Below are 17,541 nucleotides of genomic sequence, written 5' to 3'. Positions count from 1 at the left end.
TCGGGAACCTACTTACAACTGACAACTCACAACTCACTTCTTAATCTTATAACAGAACCTGAACAATTTACCTTCAAAATCAAACGGTGTGGTGGCGCGGGTGATATCTTTTATTTCAGACGATTCGATCTGTTTTTGGTCCAGCTCAAACTTTCGATAATTGGTACTGAAGTAAATAACACCGCCAGGCGCCACTGCCCGTAAAGTTTTATTCAACAGTTCCGCATGATCGCGCTGAATATCGAGAAAGTCTTTCATGCGTTTGCTATTACTGAATGTGGGCGGGTCCATTACCACCAGATCGAATGAAGCTGGCGCCAGTGAATCGAGGTATTGCTTTACATCGGCATGAACAAAATGATGTTTTTTCTCATCATAGAACTCATTTAATCGCATATTCTCTTCGGCCCATTGCAAATACGTTTTTGACAGGTCAACAGAAGTAACCTGGGCAGCGCCGCCGGCAGCTGCATAAACAGAGAAAGAACCGGTATAACAGAACAGGTTCAGCACTCTTTTTTCATTGACTTCATTACGCACCATACCACGGGTAATGCGGTGATCAAGAAACAAACCGGTATCGAGGTAATCACTCAGGTTGACCCTGAATTTCAACCCCGCTTCTTCAACAATAAAATTGGCACCTGCTTCGCTCACCCGCTGGTATTGCCCCAGGCGGCCCGGTTTGCGCTGGCGTTCTTTTATGTATACATTGTCAACCGGCATTTGCAAGACGTCACAGATCAGCTCTATACAGGTTTCCAGCCAGGCTTCATGCTCACCCTCGGCCATTTCAAATTTCCGTTTGTATTCAGCCAGGTACAAATTATCGCCATAGCGCTCTATACATAAAGCAAATTCAGGCAGGTCATGGTCATATATGCGATAACAGGTAATACCCTGACGCTTTGCCTGCTTGCTTAAATGCCGGTACACCTTGATGAGCCGGTTACGGAACATTTCGAATTTCTCTGGGAGCATGCCGCAAAAGTAAGTTGATAAGTTGACAAGTTAACCAGTTGACAAGGGAAGACCGATAACTTGAAACGCGGAACCCGGAATGGGCAATGGGGCCTTCGCTATCCGCCAAAGGCGGACACGCGCTCAGGATTCACTCAGTAACCCAACAATCAACAACCTAATAACCTACGAACCTAATAACTGAAACCTGGAATCCTGAAAGCAAGACCTTAAACTGAAAACCCTGAGCTTTAAACGTTCATATACTTCTTTAACCAAAGGAACCCAATAGCTGTAGCAAAGCTGGTTCCGCCCAACGCCCACCACAAAGCATTGAACCCCGCATGTTCGGCAATTTGTGAACCCAGGAAGGGGCCGGTAGTTTGTGCAATTGACCAGGCAATGGTATATAAACCTGCGTATTGCCCACGGTTGTGATCGGCACTGCGGGCAGTCCAGAAAGTATTCATAAAAGGCAGCACCAGGATCTCCCCCATGGTCATTACCACCATCATCAGCAAGGCCATCACATGATTGATGTGAAAGATGTTCAGCATAAAATAGGCCAGGCCAACCAGAAAGGTACCCCTTGAAATATAATACAGGTTCGAGCGGCGGCCTTCCAGTTTAAAAATGAGCACCATTTCAATAATAGCGATCATAATACCGTTGAGCGCGCCAATTAAGCCAATGAAACGTTCGTTAAAATGCAGTTCAATTTTGTAATAGGCATTCAGGTTAGTGAACAACTGAAAAAAGCAGCCTGCAAACAATATGGTAAGTAAAATGAACAAAAGATAGATCTTATCGCGATAGGGAGAATGTGAAGGATCAGCAACCACTTCTTTTTTAACCGGGCGCACCTGTTTGGAAGGACGCAGAAAATACCACAGCAGCAATACCGCTGTAAGGTTGGTAGCCCCATCAACCCAAAACAACAATTCATAATTGATGGCAGCCAACAAACCACCAATGGCGCTTCCAACGGCCCAGCCCAGGTTAATGGCCAACCGGTTCAGTGCATACGAACGGGTACGGGTATCGTCTTTACTGTAAACAACAATAGCGGTAGAGTTGGCCGGGCGGAATGCCTCATTCACCAGGCTCAACAAAAAGGTAAATAAACAGATCAGTGGAAATGATCTCATTTGGCCCAACACCATGAACATAATGCCACCACCACCCAATGTGATCAGCTGCACGGGGTAAAAGCCAATGCGGTCGGTTAGTTTGCCACCCAAAAAGCCACCGGTCACTGCACCCAATCCAAACAGCGCCATAACAAAACCTGCCTGACCAATACTGTATCCCATGGCCGGACTGGTAAGATAAATTGTCATGAAAGGCAAAACCATGGTGCCGCTGCGGTTCACTAACATTACAAACGACAGCCACCAGGTTGAAGGAGATAATCCGCTATATGCGTTTTTATACAGAGAAAGTGTTCTGCTTATCATGTGACTGTAGTATTATAAAAAAAAACACCCGTCTCGGCTGAGCCGAGACGGGATGCAATTTATAATAAATCTCACAGCAGACAGGGGAAAAACTTAACTGCCAAACACTTTTTTCAGAATATCTGTAACACGGGCAGCAGGATCTTTACGGATCTTTTTCTCTTCCTCAGCTACCTGGAAAAACATACCACCCAATGATTTCTCGGTAACATAACCCGCTAAATCAGGGTTGATCTTGGTAAAGGTAGTTGGAAGTTTATTGTATGCATCAAACACTGTTTTCCAGTATGAGGTAGCAGCTGTTTTTTGCAGCGCGGTATCAATAACGGGGCGGAAAGCACTGGTAAGGGCTGCAACAGTTTTCCCACGCAGGTAACTGGTGGCAGAAGTATCACTTCCTTTTAAAATGCCTAATGCATCGTTTATACTCATGCTTTTAATAGCATTCACAAAAATAGGCGCAGCTGATTTGCTGGCATCTTCAGCAGCACGGTTCATTGATAAAATAGCATTATCAACCAGTTTACCCATACCGGCAGTACGTAACGCCGTTTCTACTTTTTTCGCTTCGGGCGGCATCAATACTTTAATAGCAGCATTGGCAAAAAAACCATCCACTGCCGATAATTTACTGGCACTGTTTGTTGCGCCAATGCTCAATGCGTCTTTCAAACCCGCCACAATTTCATCGGTGGTCAACCCGGTGCCACTGGTGCTGCCAGTAGCTTTACTCAGCACACTACTTGCTTTTTTCAACAAACTACTTTGTGCAAAGGACGCTACACTCGTAAGAAGTAACAGAGGGAGTACTATTCTTTTCATAGAGATATTCATTAAATAATTCAGCTAAAATAACGTGTTAAATTGTAAAAAGTTGTTAAGTAATCTGGTTATTTATCCCATATAAACTGTTCAGCCTGAGGCATTTTTTCAAATACATGTTTTACTGTATCGGGTGGAACCGTCAGTTTGCGCTCCTTTAGGTCCATCCAGGCCCCATCTACAGTAATAATGGCAGCTATTTCATCGCCATTTTTCCTTATATAATGCTGTATGCTCCACCGTGAAAAATCTGGTCGCGTCTTCAGCAATTGAACATCTATTGATATGACGTCACCCATTCTGATTTCCCGCTTAAAAACACACTCTTCTCTAAATAAAATGGGACCAAACTGATGTTTCATCATATACGATGGCGTTAATCCATGCTCATTCAGAAATAAAACCCGAACATAAGCCCCAAAATCATAATATACGGAATGACGTAAATGAAAGTTGGGGTCCAGGTCAGACCAGCGAATTTCTAAAGGTTTAATATATGCACTCATAAAATTTATATAAAATGATACCGGCAAAATTAGTCAGTTATCATTATTATTAGTATTTTTTCAACATACTCGTAATTGTGCGATCATTAACCGCCATAATATGCTTAACCGCCTTTTTTGCCCTGCAATACGGCAAACTGGTAAGCTATTGGCATTGTCGCATCGTTTCTATTTACAATGCAACAGCCTGCGATTGCGTACAACAACTACTCGATCACCACAAAGACACCACACACCATACCTCCACTATCTTAAAGGAAAAAACAGAAGAAGTGGTGTTGTTTCATGAGCAACTGGCCAGCTGGCAACCAACGCCAACAGCTGTTACTTATGAAATAGCTTACATCGATGTGATCCCTTATACCTACTCCCCTTCTATCTTTCAGCCTCCCCGATTTTGCTGAATACCTAAGACTTACCGCTCAAGCAAAAGATCTCGATAACACCTGTTCTCGATGATAGTTTATGCCTCCTGGCTTCGCCGGCACTACGGGAAGACCAGCTGGCAGTAACTGCTTGTATTATATTAACCCAAAGCACGCAACGCTTACAGTATAACGCTAGAAAACAACGAGAACACCGTTCTCTGCGCTGCGTTATGTGTCTGCGTTTTGCGTTCAGCGTTGTGCGTTCCGCATTCAGCGTTCGGCGTTGAATGTTCAGCGTTGTATGGTATTCTATACATCCACCAATCAATTAAAACGTTATGAAACCAGTTCATATAACAGCTATCTTCATTTTTGCATTATCAGCCTGTACACCTAAAATGGCCAACCAACAGACTTCAACTATTAATCTGGAAGCAACAGATAAAAAGGGCAACCTGATCCTACTTGGTAAATGCACCCGGGAACGGTTGGCACAACCGCCATTCGATGTTTGGTACACTAAAAATTTTTCTACCTATACAGTTGACAGCAACACCGCGAGCCAGATAAAACATTTACTGAGAAATAAAAGGTTCCTGTTATTTATGGGTACCTGGTGTGGCGATAGCCGCCGCGAAGTGCCCCGCATTTATAAAATCCTTGATTACTGTGAGGTTAAACCGTCACAAATACAATTGATAACCCTTAATAATAGCGATACCGCGTATAAAAAAAGTCCGGGCCATGAAGAACAGGGTTTAAACATTCGCCGGGTACCCACCCTACTGATCTTTGAAAACCAGCGGGAAGTAGGCCGGGTGGTGGAGTCACCCGTAACCTCGCTCGAAAAAGATATTATGGCCATTGTTACCGGTCAGCCATACGAGCATCGTTATAAAGACCTAAATAACCCGAAACCCGCGATGTGACAATATTTCAACCACTTTTTCGTTTCATTCTCTTACATTTGATGCCTAAAATTTAAGTAATGAAAAAATACGTGCTGTTGGCTTTAGCCTGTTTACCAGCAACCGCCATGCTGGCCCAGTCTACGGCCAAGAAAAAGCCGGTTGCAGCTACAAAAAAACCCGCCGCCGCCCCTGCTGCATCTGCACCCATAATGAAAAACGCTGTCGATTCATTTAGTTATGCCGTTGGGATAAGCATTGCCAGCTTTTACAAAGCCCAGGGTGTAAAAGATATAAACAAAGCCTTGGTGATGAAGGCTCTTACCGATGCACAGGTTAACAAAAACCTGTTAAGCGAAAAGCAGGTGAATGACTGTATTGTTGGTTACATCAACAAAGTGCACAGAGAAAATCCATCGCCTAATAAAAAAGCGAGCGATGCATGGCTTGCTGAAAATAAAAAGAAACTAGGTGTTGTTGCTACAAACAGCGGTTTGCAATACCAGGTAATAAAAGAAGGCACAGGTCCCAAACCAACGCTCACCGACCAGGTAAAGGTCCATTATAGTGGAACGCTTATTGATGGCACCGTTTTCGACAGTTCAATTGAACGTGGAAAACCAGTTACCTTCCCTTTACAAGGTGTAATTCCCGGTTGGACAGAAGCGTTACAATTAATGCCCGTTGGCAGCAAATGGAAATTGTTCATCCCTTCTGATCTGGCTTACGGTGAAAACCCACCTCCAGGCAGCCCCATTAAAGAAGGCTCGGCCCTGATCTTTGATGTAGAATTGCTGGAAATAGTAAAAGAATAATTGATAGATCCCATAAAAAAATCCCCCCCGACGGCATTGTCAGGGGGGATTTTTTATGTATTACCTACAGATTGACCTGTTTGTCTTTGGGATATTTCACACTATAACTCACCCGGTATTTCTTTATTTCCCCCGGCGCCAGCTGTGGTTTCCAGGTTAAAATACCGGTCTCGGTATTCACCGTTGCCCCATCAGACTGAAGCAGTTCTATTTCAATCTCTTTATTGGTTGATAAAGGATACTGATCACGCAGTTCCATTTGAATCGCTTCCTTCTTATTATTCCGCACTGTAATTTCATAGGTAAAAGTTTGCTTTTTGTTGCTGCCCAGAAATTTCACACTGCTGAAATCAGTAAGCTTTTCCCGGGTGATCATAACCCGCTTGTCTCTTCCTAACGTAAGGTTCAATGTATCCTGTACAGATCCTGCATCGATGGTAGTTTTGCCTATATAGGTACCTTCAAAAATAATATTGGCTTCACCCGGTAACAGGTTCAGGGCTTCCCAGTCAACTATTTCCCCTACCAGATAAGCGTCTTTATCGAGACGGGGAACACTGTAATATTTATAATGTGCCGGCACTTTAAAATCTTTCAGGCTTACATTCTGTTCTTTTCCATTCGATGGTACATCATAAGGCAGATCGATATCAAATACTACATTCAATTCATTGTCTTTTACATTTACATAGTCGCCCATATCTTTCAGGGTTACCACTATAACCCCATTCGAAGCACGGCTGCCATATGTAGCAGCAGCTGAAGCGGCATTCAGCACATTCATCGATTTTATGGCACGCTGATCCAGGGTGCCAAATTCATCCTTACTGATAACTTTTCCATTCACTACATATAACGGATCAGCCTGTTTGTAAACACTGTTAGCCCCTCTAACCCTGATACCTTCTTCCTTCATCGGGGCTTCTGCTGCAGCAGGAGCAGCCTGAACTGATATCCCCGCAACTTTTCCTTCTAAAGCATAGGCTATATGTGGGTAAGTATAGCCAAGGAACCACGATTTAATATCCGGCGCATTGTTATGTTGTGCAGGCACCGATGTTGACAGGGCCAGCTTCACCTGATGCCAGTCGATACCCGTAAACTGCGATAGCTTGGCTTTATAGCCCAATGCAACGGGTTTATTGATATTTTCCACTCTTAGGTCATAAGAAGGATTCCAGCTCGCAGCGGGCGTTATATACGAAATGGTGAAGTCGTACTGGCCAGCCAGCGGACAATACAATTGCAGCAACAGCTTACCGATGGTCTTGCTATTTTTCTGCTCTTCTTCGGTGATCTGCCGCTTTATTCTGGCAGTAATGTCGTTAAGCTTTGTTTCCTTTTCTTTATACCGGCTGATCTCGTTTTGCAACTCCAGCGTTTTGGCCTTGTAGTAATCCATCATTTTTGTGAGTTCAACAACACTTACCCCGGTTTGCTCGCCGCGGATCTCTTTGTTTGATTTCAACACCTCTAATAACTCCAGATCGGTCTTTAATACCACCTGTACTTTTGTCAACTCATCTTTAACTGCCTCCAATGAATCTTCCAGCCGTTTTACAACAGGCAGCTTTTGCTCGGGCCGAAGAAAATTGGTAGAGAACTCAACAGACATAATGGTCACATTGCCGTTGCTGCCTATTTGAAGGCTGTTAATATCAATCTGGTTACTGATATTGTCAATTATCAATTCATTATTCCCCTGATTTAGCGACACTTTGGCGCTGTGCGTTAATTCAGCCCCTGCCCGGTACACCATGGCTGATTTCAGTACAGAAGACACAATATTTTTATCGTCACCAGCATGTACGGATGCAGCCAGTGCCAGCGATAGGAACATGATCAATACACCTTTCATATATTTCATATTTGGTAGAGGTTTTGTTATGGATGCAGGGGTTGATGGAATTACATAAAGGGGGGGAAGTTGATCAGTGAGTGGTGAGTGGACTCGCGACATTGCAGATATCTGAAAAAATTGGAAACTCCGATCCGCCAGCTGGCAGATTTCACGTTTCACGACTACGGGCCTGAGCTCGTGTCCGCCTTTGGCGGAAAGCGAAGGACTGGTGCCGATTGATGATTGCCGATTGCCCTTTCAAAAAAGGTGAGCCCCTTTTGGAGGGGGAACCTGCTATTGCCATCTGCCTCGCCCGCCGGAGCCTTGCGTTGCCCTCCGAAGCCTTAGTGAAGGAGGGGCGTAGGAGGGCCGTTTTCCTTTCACCCATTGTCTATTGCCCATTGCCTATTGCCGGTTAGCGGCCCTGAGCGCAGCGAAGGCCGTCTGCCTCGCCCGCCGGAGCCTTGGCGTAGGAGGGCCGTCTGCCTTTCCCCCATTCCCCATTGCCCATTCCACATTGCCTTAAAAAAAAGACCACCTGAAAACAGATGGCCTTTTAAAAGTATTATTTACAATTAATTACTTATATAACAACTCATAATATTCATTCGCCATTCTGCCCGAATCGAACTGAAAGCGCACATCGCGCATCCCGTTCTTGGCAATCTGACGCCAGGTATCGTATCGTTCATAATACATGGGAAGAATATCATGTTCAAGCAGGTCATATATTTTTTCCAGATCGTACTGGTCCATTTCCTGCACATTCATTTTGGCGTAATCGGGTTTAGGCACTACAAACCCATTATGTCCCTGATCAATAAACTCGGGTATCCAGCCATCCGAAGTAGATAAATTGACCGCGCCGTTCATGGCAGCTGTCATACCACTGGTACCAGATGCTTCGCGGGGAACACGTGGATTATTCAACCAGATATCAGCAGACTGCTTCAATCGTTTTGATAACCCCAATTCATAACCGACAAGCACCGCCATATTCTTGTATCCTTTACTAAGGTTTACCAGGTGATTAAATTCATTAATAGCGGGGTAATCCATTGGGTAAGGCTTACCTGCCCAAATTAACTGCACCGGATATTTGGTATTGCTTATTAATCTTTCAAAACGGGCTTTGTCGCGGGTGATCAATTCTGAGCGTTTGTAACCGGCAAAACGGCGTGCCCATACAATGGTAAATACATTCGGATTTAATAACTTACCGGTTTGATCGGCAACAATTTCAAATGCCCGGCGCTTGAGGTATTTCTTGCGATCATCCCACCAGCTGTCGTTGCCTTCCTCCGCAGCACGGTATAATTGTTTGTCGGCCCAGTAACGCCAGTTCTGTGCATTGGTAATGGAAATGATCGGACAAATATTCTCATACTTACCCCACATGGCCCGCGATACTTCGCCATGTAATTTTGATACACCATTGGCCAGGTGAGCAAAACGCAGGGCAACCAGCGAATGGTTGAACTGATCGTCCTGAATGCCTGTAAGCTTACGCACTTCATCGAGACTTAGCCCACAGAAGTAGCTCATTTTATGACAGAGATTAATATCATGCTTTTCGTTCCCTGCTTCTTCGGGAGTATGCGTGGTAAACACCAGGCGCTTTTTCACCTCCTCTAATTTGTTCCCAAACTTTTTGTACAGATAGAACACCGATGACACCGCATGCGCTTCGTTCAAATGATACAACTCAGGATTAAACCCTATTTCATCCATTAACTTGGCACCGCCCACACCCAGCAGTATAAACTGGGCTACTTTGGTAGCTACGTTGGCATCGTATAAACGATGGGTAATGGTTTGGGACACATGATCATTCTCCGGCAAATCAGTGCTCAGAAAAAAGAGCGGTGCTGTTTTAAAGGTTTCCGGATTCAGGTAATAGGCTTTCACCCACACCAGGTGATCATGTATGGTAATTTGAAATTTGATACCGGTATCTTCCAGGAAATGATAATATTTTTCCAACCAGGTTACCTGTAAGGTATGGTCCTGGTTACGGGCCTGATCATAATAACCATATTTCCACAGGATACCAATGCCCACCATATTCTGCTGCAACTCATACGCACTGCGCAAATGCGAACCGGATAAAAAACCCAATCCGCCGCTGTAAATTTTCAAGGGTTGATGTACTGCATATTCCATTGAAAAATAAGCTACGCGTTTGCTATATTTCCCTTCTATCTGATAAGGAACTTTAAAATTGGTAAAACTCATATGCACTGTTCTTTTTAACTTTCAGGTACTAATACGGGACGAATATAACGTAAATTCCCGCGGCTTTATTTTTTTGGCTTCGTTGGTTTCGGGGCTTTTTTCTTCGAATAGCTTTCATTAAAAAAGCACTGTATATCCCTGTAGGTCCCGCATCTTCCATTTTCTTTCAGGGTAACCTTGTTACCGGTAAAGGTAAACTCTATGGAACAGGGATTATCACTTTTAACAAATTGCGCTACAGTAGGTGAAATAAAACGCGCACTGCCTTTTAATTCACCGTTACATTTGCCATCGTTCTTTTCAAAATGGATAAAGAACACCATTTCCGATGCGTTCTTTCCATCCCGTATGGAAACAAAGTTTTTATCATTTTCAACATAGTCGCCAGCATATTTATGCGTGGCGGCCATAGTATCGATAGGGTTAAGAACATCCTCGATAATGTCTTCATTCGGTTCTGTTACAATAAGGGTAAAATTATCCCCGTTCCGGTCATAGAAATAGATATTCCTTTTGAAAAGTATATCGTCGGCAGACTTTTTAGTTTCCCTGTATGTAGATATCTGAAATTTCGAATCAAGCATCCCATAAGCAGAAGTATACCTTTCGAAACCGGTTTTAAGCAAAGGCATAGCCTTTAAGAATTTGTTATCATTGTTAAAACAGGCCAGGTAAACTATTCTTTTATTCCCTGCGGTCACTTCTGTGAACAGGTAACTTTCTTTTTCTTTTTCCTTGGCGCGGCCCAATGCATAGAATTTAGGCGAGGCGTTCTTTCCAAAATCTTTTTTCCAGGCACTATCAGGCACAAATTTGCTAAACGTGCTCAAATCGAACGCCATAGCTGCATTCGGTTTTCTGGCCAGCATGGTGTCGGCAATAATATATGGCAGGTTTACTTCAGGGTAAAAGGCAACAAAATCTGCAGCTGTTACAATTTCTCCTGCCTTAATGGTGGTTTTCTTGTCTTTGCAGGCAAATAATAGTACAAGCAAACCCAAACATAAGAAGTACTTCTTCATAAAAATATCCTGTAGCTGTTAATGGATAAAAATAAGCATTCATCACCACTCCAAAAAAGAAATGCCACCCCGCCCCTTCCCAATATTCGTGAGTAAACGCCCCCTCCCCGCCTCCCCGCAGGGCCAGGCCGAAGGGCCCGCAACAACGTGTTAAATTACACGCCCATTGTTTGGATACCGGCATTTTATTTTTTAGATTTGTCTAAAATTTATTTTAGGTAAGCAATAAAAGCAGTATGGGCCCAAAATATTCGAGTAGCCGGGAGAATTACCTGAAAGCCATCTTTCACCTGCAGGAAATACATGGAACGGTAACTACCAACCATGTGGCGGGTGAATTGCAAACCCGCCCCGCTTCAGTTACCGACATGTTGAAAAAACTGAAAGCGCAGAAATTATTATTGTACGAAAAATATAAAGGGTTTAAACTGAACACCGAAGGGCGCAAAGTGGCGCTGCAGATCATTCGTAAACACCGGTTATGGGAATTTTTCCTGGTTGAGAAACTGCATTTTCGCTGGGATGAAGTACATGAAATAGCAGAAGAACTGGAACACATCAGCAGCAAAAAACTGATTGACCGGCTCGATGAATTTTTAGGTTTCCCTAAAACTGATCCCCATGGCGATCCCATTCCTGACAGCCAGGGCCGCTGGACACTCACCCACCAGGTAGACCTGCTGAACCTGCCTGTTAATCAGGTAGCGGAAGTAAGCAGCATTGGTGATCAATCTGCCGAGATCCTGGAGCTGTTGAACCATAAACACATTGCACTGGGAACCAGGCTGGAAGTAAAGAAAAAGTTTGCCTTTGATAATTCATTGGAAATAAAAATAAAGAATCAATCTGTAACCATTAGTGAACACGTAGCAAAAAATGTATTTGTGAAATATGATGAATAGAATAAAGGGAGAAGCCTCGTTAAGTGATGTACACGAAAGCGTTGACGTATCCCGGAAAAAGATTGGCTGGAAACAGGCTTTTGCATTTTTCGGCCCTGCTTATCTCGTTAGTGTAGGATATATGGACCCCGGTAACTGGGCAACCGACCTGGCCGGCGGTAGCCAGTTCGGCTACTCTCTCCTATGGGTTTTATTAATGAGTAATTTAATGGCCTTGTTGCTGCAGGGTCTTTCGGCCCGTCTGGGTATTGTGCGTGGGCGCGACCTGGCTCAGGCTAACCGCGAAGCCTATTCCCGTCCCGTAAACTTCATGCTGTATGTGCTGGCAGAAATCGCCATTGCCGCCTGCGACCTGGCCGAAGTACTGGGTATGGCCATCGGTATACAATTACTTACCGGTTTGCCCCTGATCTGGGGGGTTGCCATTACTGTGCTGGATACAGTTTTATTGTTGTTATTACAACAACTGGGCATACGTAAAATGGAAGCCTTTATCATTGGGCTTATCGCCATCATAGGGTTATCATTCCTTACCGAGATCATTATTGCCAGTCCCTCCCCTGCTGCCGTTGCATCGGGTTTTATTCCCCGTTTTGCCAACGAAAACGCCTTGTACATTGCCATTGGTATTATTGGGGCTACAGTAATGCCGCACAATTTGTACCTGCATTCCGCCCTGGTACAAACCCGCAAGATTGCCAAAACCCGCGAAGGCATTAAGCAGGCATTAAAATTCAATTTCATTGATTCAACCATAGCCCTGAACCTTGCCTTTCTGGTGAATGCCGCCATTTTGATCCTGGCCGCCAAAGTGTTTTTTGAAAGCGGATTAACCAACGTCGTTGAAATAAAAGATGCACATCGTTTGCTGGATCAATTATTGGGCAAGAATAGCAAAGTGGCGCCGGTATTATTTGCCCTGGCACTTATAGCTGCCGGACAAAGCTCTACTGTTACCGGCACGCTGGCCGGACAAATAGTAATGGAAGGCTACCTGCGCTTGCGGATAAACCCCTGGATGCGCCGGCTGCTCACCCGTTTACTGGCCATTGTTCCCGCAATTCTGGTTATTGCCATTGCCGGTGAACACGAAGTAGACAGCCTGCTGGTATTAAGCCAGGTTATCTTAAGTATGCAATTAGGGTTTGCCATCATTCCGCTCATTCATTTTGTTAGCGATAAAAAGACCATGGGTGAATTCGCTATTAAACCATATGTACAATTCATTGCCTGGATTGTAACGGCCATCCTGGTCTATCTGAATATCCGCATGGTGCTCAACGAAGCGGGTGATGTTTTTGCCAACTCAGGTAATATAGGATGGAAGGTGCTGATCATTGCCGGTGGCGCAGCATTTATGGGTTTGTTGCTATACATTATTTTCCACCCGCTTTTCAGTAAAAAAACAAAGACCACCTCTATTCAAATGCACCCGCAGGTAGAAAGTTTACAGAAACTGGCTATTCCTACCTATAAAAAAATTGCGGTGGCGCTTGACTTTGGCAAACACGATGATACCCTGCTGGCGCATGCGATTGGCCAGGGACAGGGCAATGCAGAATACCTGTTGATACATGTGGTGGAAAGCGCCTCTGCGCGTTTGCTGGGCAAGGAAAGCGACGATTATGAGACCCAGCATGATGAAGCCCGTTTACAATTGTATGTACAACAATTACATGAGCAGGGATTAACAGCTACCAGCCAGTTGGGTTTCCGCAACCGGGCCGGCGAGATCATTCGCATCATAAACGAAGCCCGGGCCGATATGCTGGTTATTGGCGCACATAGACACAGCGGGTTGAAGGATTGGTTGTATGGGGAAACGATAAACTCTGTCAGACATGAGTTGAAGATCCCTATACTTGTAGTTAATTTATAAGACAGTTTGGGACTGACCTGTAAGGTTCGTCATAGGGTCTTGCACAATTAAGCAGATCGATCGAACCTGACAGGTCAGGTTTTTTAATATTTAGACCTGTCAGAGCTTGTCCCGCTTTGCGGGATGTAACACAACACTCTGTTAATGCAAGCTCAAACGATGCTCCTTACAGGTCAGCCCCAAACTAACAACTATTTCTTCTGTAACAACAGATGCTTCAATCTACTGAATGTCTCCGGTTTAATATTTAGGTAAGAAGCTAAGATCTTCTGCGGTACCCGTTGCAACATATGCGGGTGATTGTTCATATAATCGATAAACCGGTCGCGGGTGGAAGTATTTAATTGGTCGAAATAGCGCGCATCTTTTTTAATGAACATTTGCATGATGATGGTACGGGCCAGTTGTTCCGCTTCCGGGAACTTATCCATGGCCTCCTTCATGCGTTCGTGATGGATGGATGCTAAAACAGTAGGTTCCAGCGTTTGAATAACCACTTCAGAAGGTACCCGGTGGTGGAAAGATATTTCAGATTGAATAAAATGCCCTTCGGTGGCCAGCTGCAATGTAACTTCCCCCCTGATAGAAGAAGGTACATATTTGCGAACGAGCCCTTTGATTACCATATTCATGTAGTCCTCCATTTCACCCAGGTTCACCAGTTTCTTTTTTTTCTCAAATTGGCGGATCTCCAGATAAGGCATTATTTGTACCATCCCTTCGCGGCTGATAGTGGAAAACCGCTGCAGGTATACCAGTAATTGTTCGAAACACTCACTGGCAACAATATTATTATCCCCCATAACAATTCATCATTTAAGATAAGGAGCATCTGATTTTTTACTTCTCAACAAATGCTTGAGGCGACTAAAAGTTTCCGGTTTAATGTTCAGGTAGGATGCCAGGTATTTTTGCGGCACCCGTTGAAACAATTCCGGATTATCGTTCATAAACCGTAAAAACCGTTCTTTTGTGCTATATCGGATACGTTCCAGTTCCCACACTTCTTTTTGCAAAAATAGCTCGGTAATGATCAACCGGCTCAACCGTTCTAATTTAGGGTAGCGGCTGTACAACTGTTCGGCCCTATCGCGGTGAAGGGAGTAAAAAGTGGTAGGCTCAATAGTTTCTATCACGTAGGTGGAAGGCATGCCTGAAAAATACGACACAGAAGAAGAGATCAACTCTCCTTCTTTGGCTATTTGGGTTATTATCTCTTCTTTTCCCTTGAGAAAAAACTTTCGGGTAAGCCCTTTTATAACGAAATACAGGTATTTTTCGTTTTCATTAATATCGGTTAGCCGAACTTTTTTGTCTACCTGTCTTACTTCTATGGAATTGATCAGGGCCTCCAGTTCTTCCGCCGGAAGATCGATAAACTGGTCTATATACTTTTGTAATATAGCAACCATACTGCAAGTTAAAATTTATCAACAATTATTGGTTTGGTTTAACCGGGAGCCTCATTTTTATAAGTACATCTATGTACCGGCCGATGGAAAAACATCATACCTGTACGCTGTTTGGTAGCTAAAAAGCCTTTTGCACATTTGGCCATTCTGCTGTAGGTTTGCACCCTTATTTGAAGGCAAAAAAAAAGCATCTATGGCACAAAAAATCAATGTACAGAATCCTGTTGTAGAACTGGATGGCGATGAAATGACACGCATTATCTGGAAGTTCATCAAGGACAAACTCATCCTTCCCTACGTTAACGTCGATATTAAATACTATGACCTGGGTGTGGAATACCGCGACAAAACCAACGACCAGGTTACTATTGATGCCGCCAATGCTATCAAACAGTATGGCGTAGGGATCAAATGTGCTACTATTACCCCCGACGAGGCCCGCGTAAAGGAATTCTCCCTGAAACAAATGTGGAAGAGCCCCAATGGTACTATTCGTAACATCCTGGACGGTACCGTTTTCCGCGAACCAATCGTGATAAACAATATTCCCCGCCTGGTTACCAACTGGACAGCCCCCATTATCGTTGGCCGTCACGCTTTTGGTGATCAATATCGCGCTACCGATGCTGTTATCAAAGGAAAAGGCAAATTAACCATGACCTTTACTCCCGAAGATGGCGGCGAACCACAAACTTTTGAAGTATTCAATTTTAAAGGTGATGGCGTTGCCCTTACCATGTACAATACCGACGAAAGCATTAAGGGTTTTGCCCGTAGCTGCTTTAATATGGCCCTCGCAAAAAAATGGCCTTTGTACCTGAGTACTAAAAATACCATCCTCAAAAAATACGACGGTCGTTTCAAGGATATCTTCGAAGAGATCTTTAACAACGAGTTCAAACAAGCCTTTGACGCTGCCGGTATCGTATACGAGCACCGTTTGATCGATGACATGGTTGCCAGCGCCCTGAAATGGAATGGCAATTTTGTTTGGGCTTGTAAAAACTACGATGGCGACGTTCAAAGCGATACAGTTGCACAAGGCTTTGGTTCTCTGGGCTTAATGACGTCTGTATTGATTACCCCCGACGGCAAAACCATGGAAGCTGAAGCTGCTCATGGCACCGTTACACGCCACTATCGCGACCACCAGAAAGGTAAACCTACCAGTACCAACCCTATTGCTTCGATCTTTGCCTGGACAAGAGGTTTGGCCTTCCGCGGTAAACTGGACGGCAACCAGGCTCTTATCGACTTCTGCAACACATTAGAGTCTACCTGTATAGAAACAGTTGAAAGTGGTAAAATGACTAAAGATTTGGCCGTTTGTGTTCATGGAAATAAAGTAGAACATGGAAAAGACTTCCTGTATACTGAAGAATTCCTGGATGCTATCGACACCAACCTGAAAAAGAAAATGGGTCTGTAATACACATCAGATCAACGAAATAAACAGGTTTTATACTGTGATTTACTTTCAATAAAAGCGCCCCGTTTTAAGCGGGGCGCTTTTTTATTTGTGGGTAAAATTAAATCTCATGGTTTCTGGGTATTTTTTTTCTTTAAGCCCAGCCCTCCTGCCTTACTGCATTTTTTAGGCACCTTTTTATATCCCCTTCTTTAAAAGGACAGGTTTTCCCGGTGTAGGAATAACTAAAGCAACAGGTGATAATCTTGCCAGATATACTACAACAAGCCATTTTCCCAGTCATAATCCCATCCAAATCCCATCCGAATCCCATCCGAATGCCATAGACTATGGGATTCTGGTGCCATTCTGCTGGCATTTTGGTGGGACAAGTAATGCGGATTTAAGGGACTGTATAGAATATTCCCTGGATTTCACTAGAGTTTCACAGGGACCTAACAGGGACCTCACAGGGACCTAACAGGGACCTAACAAGGACCTAACAGGGACCTGGCAGGGATAAAATCCCTGTTAGGTCCGGGTAAGCCCCCTGCCACGTCGTTGGCGATTAAAATCCAGTATCCCGGGAAAGTTCCATAAACCGGTTATCAGGGTGGCGGAAAAGCAGCGCCGGGAAAAAAGAAGGCCCTCCCGAACAGACGGGAGGGCCTTTTGTGATGATAATACCCCTTAACTTACCTATTTATCAGCCCCCAAAGAGGGAGTTTATTAGTTTATCAGTTTGTTAGTTCGGAGATTCCGCGGTTTCCAGTTGCCTCTTCTGGGTTCCCGGTTTTTGGATTTCCTTCGACACTCCTATGTAGTGGAATTTTTCAACGCTATCAACTGCCTCCGCCTTGCCCACTCAAGCCTTCGCGTAAGAGATCCTTCTACCTTCTCCCTGCACAGTCGGGAAGTAAACCATTATAATCGGAGTACCCCATTTCACATTTCCCGTTTCCCGTCTCACGTCTCACGCTTCACGACATCCTACTACCTAAATTATG

Annotated in this window: 15 protein-coding genes; 6 read left to right on the top strand and 9 right to left on the bottom strand. The window is 44.2% G+C overall.

The features are described from left to right. Positions 1-33 precede the first annotated feature (33 nt). The 4 genes from J7I42_RS20840 to J7I42_RS20825 form a co-directional block, all read right to left on the bottom strand. Positions 34-981, bottom strand: a complete 948-nt coding sequence (locus J7I42_RS20840) for a class I SAM-dependent methyltransferase (protein WP_209140801.1) — start codon at positions 979-981, stop codon at positions 34-36. Between the two features lie 230 nt (positions 982-1,211). After that, a complete protein-coding gene (locus tag J7I42_RS20835; protein WP_209140800.1) occupies positions 1,212-2,417 on the bottom strand; it encodes an MFS transporter in 1,206 nt (401 codons plus the stop codon). A 93-nt stretch (positions 2,418-2,510) separates the two neighbouring features. Beyond that, on the bottom strand, positions 2,511-3,239 hold the full coding sequence (locus J7I42_RS20830) for a DUF4197 domain-containing protein (RefSeq protein WP_209140799.1): 729 nt from the start codon (positions 3,237-3,239) through the stop codon (positions 2,511-2,513). Between the two features lie 68 nt (positions 3,240-3,307). Further along, positions 3,308-3,745, bottom strand: a complete 438-nt coding sequence (locus J7I42_RS20825; protein ID WP_209140798.1) for an acyl-CoA thioesterase — start codon at positions 3,743-3,745, stop codon at positions 3,308-3,310. 77 nt (positions 3,746-3,822) lie between these two features. On the opposite strand from J7I42_RS20825, the gene J7I42_RS20820 reads away from it, so the two are divergent. From J7I42_RS20820 to J7I42_RS35445, 3 genes are all read left to right on the top strand, one after another. Further along, a complete protein-coding gene (locus J7I42_RS20820) occupies positions 3,823-4,149 on the top strand; it encodes a hypothetical protein (protein ID WP_209140797.1) in 327 nt (108 codons plus the stop codon). Positions 4,150-4,451: 302 nt separating this feature from the next. Continuing rightward, entirely contained in the window at positions 4,452-5,042 is a 591-nt protein-coding gene (locus J7I42_RS20815) for a thioredoxin family protein (protein WP_209140796.1), read from the top strand. A gap of 59 nt (positions 5,043-5,101) precedes the next feature. Then, positions 5,102-5,836 (top strand): FKBP-type peptidyl-prolyl cis-trans isomerase, encoded by a 735-nt coding sequence (locus tag J7I42_RS35445; protein ID WP_317196253.1) that lies wholly within the window; start codon positions 5,102-5,104, stop codon positions 5,834-5,836. Positions 5,837-5,900: 64 nt separating this feature from the next. On the opposite strand, the gene J7I42_RS20805 is transcribed toward J7I42_RS35445, so the two are convergent. The 3 genes from J7I42_RS20805 to J7I42_RS20795 form a co-directional block, all read right to left on the bottom strand. After that, positions 5,901-7,703, bottom strand: coding sequence for a DUF4139 domain-containing protein (locus J7I42_RS20805; RefSeq protein WP_209140795.1), 1,803 nt, complete (start codon positions 7,701-7,703; stop codon positions 5,901-5,903). A 552-nt stretch (positions 7,704-8,255) separates the two neighbouring features. After that, positions 8,256-9,911 carry an alpha-glucan family phosphorylase gene (gene glgP, locus J7I42_RS20800; RefSeq protein WP_209140794.1) on the bottom strand — a complete coding sequence of 552 codons (1,656 nt, stop codon included), beginning with the start codon at positions 9,909-9,911 and terminating at the stop codon, positions 8,256-8,258. 65 nt (positions 9,912-9,976) lie between these two features. Then, positions 9,977-10,933 (bottom strand): hypothetical protein, encoded by a 957-nt coding sequence (locus tag J7I42_RS20795; protein ID WP_209140793.1) that lies wholly within the window; start codon positions 10,931-10,933, stop codon positions 9,977-9,979. A gap of 236 nt (positions 10,934-11,169) precedes the next feature. Between J7I42_RS20795 and J7I42_RS20790 the strand changes: the two genes are divergently transcribed. Further along, positions 11,170-11,835, top strand: a complete 666-nt coding sequence (locus J7I42_RS20790; protein ID WP_209140792.1) for a metal-dependent transcriptional regulator — start codon at positions 11,170-11,172, stop codon at positions 11,833-11,835. Next, positions 11,825-13,714: an Nramp family divalent metal transporter gene (locus J7I42_RS20785; RefSeq protein ID WP_209140791.1), complete on the top strand. Its 1,890-nt coding sequence runs from the start codon at positions 11,825-11,827 to the stop codon at positions 13,712-13,714. The genes J7I42_RS20790 and J7I42_RS20785 overlap by 11 nt, the downstream gene beginning before the upstream one ends. A 191-nt stretch (positions 13,715-13,905) precedes the next feature. On the opposite strand, the gene J7I42_RS20780 is transcribed toward J7I42_RS20785, so the two are convergent. Then, positions 13,906-14,517 carry a Crp/Fnr family transcriptional regulator gene (locus tag J7I42_RS20780; RefSeq protein ID WP_209140790.1) on the bottom strand — a complete coding sequence of 204 codons (612 nt, stop codon included), beginning with the start codon at positions 14,515-14,517 and terminating at the stop codon, positions 13,906-13,908. A gap of 9 nt (positions 14,518-14,526) precedes the next feature. After that, on the bottom strand, positions 14,527-15,126 hold the full coding sequence (locus tag J7I42_RS20775; RefSeq protein WP_209140789.1) for a Crp/Fnr family transcriptional regulator: 600 nt from the start codon (positions 15,124-15,126) through the stop codon (positions 14,527-14,529). Positions 15,127-15,319: 193 nt separating this feature from the next. Between J7I42_RS20775 and J7I42_RS20770 the strand changes: the two genes are divergently transcribed. Next, entirely contained in the window at positions 15,320-16,555 is a 1,236-nt protein-coding gene (locus J7I42_RS20770; protein WP_209140788.1) for an isocitrate dehydrogenase (NADP(+)), read from the top strand. The last annotated feature ends 986 nt before the right edge of the window (positions 16,556-17,541 follow it).

The organism is Niastella soli (genome assembly GCF_017742245.1).
Lineage (GTDB): Bacteria > Bacteroidota > Bacteroidia > Chitinophagales > Chitinophagaceae > Niastella > Niastella soli.
The sequence above is the reverse complement of the archived record's forward strand: the minus strand, read 5'-3'. Positions and strand labels throughout refer to the sequence as shown.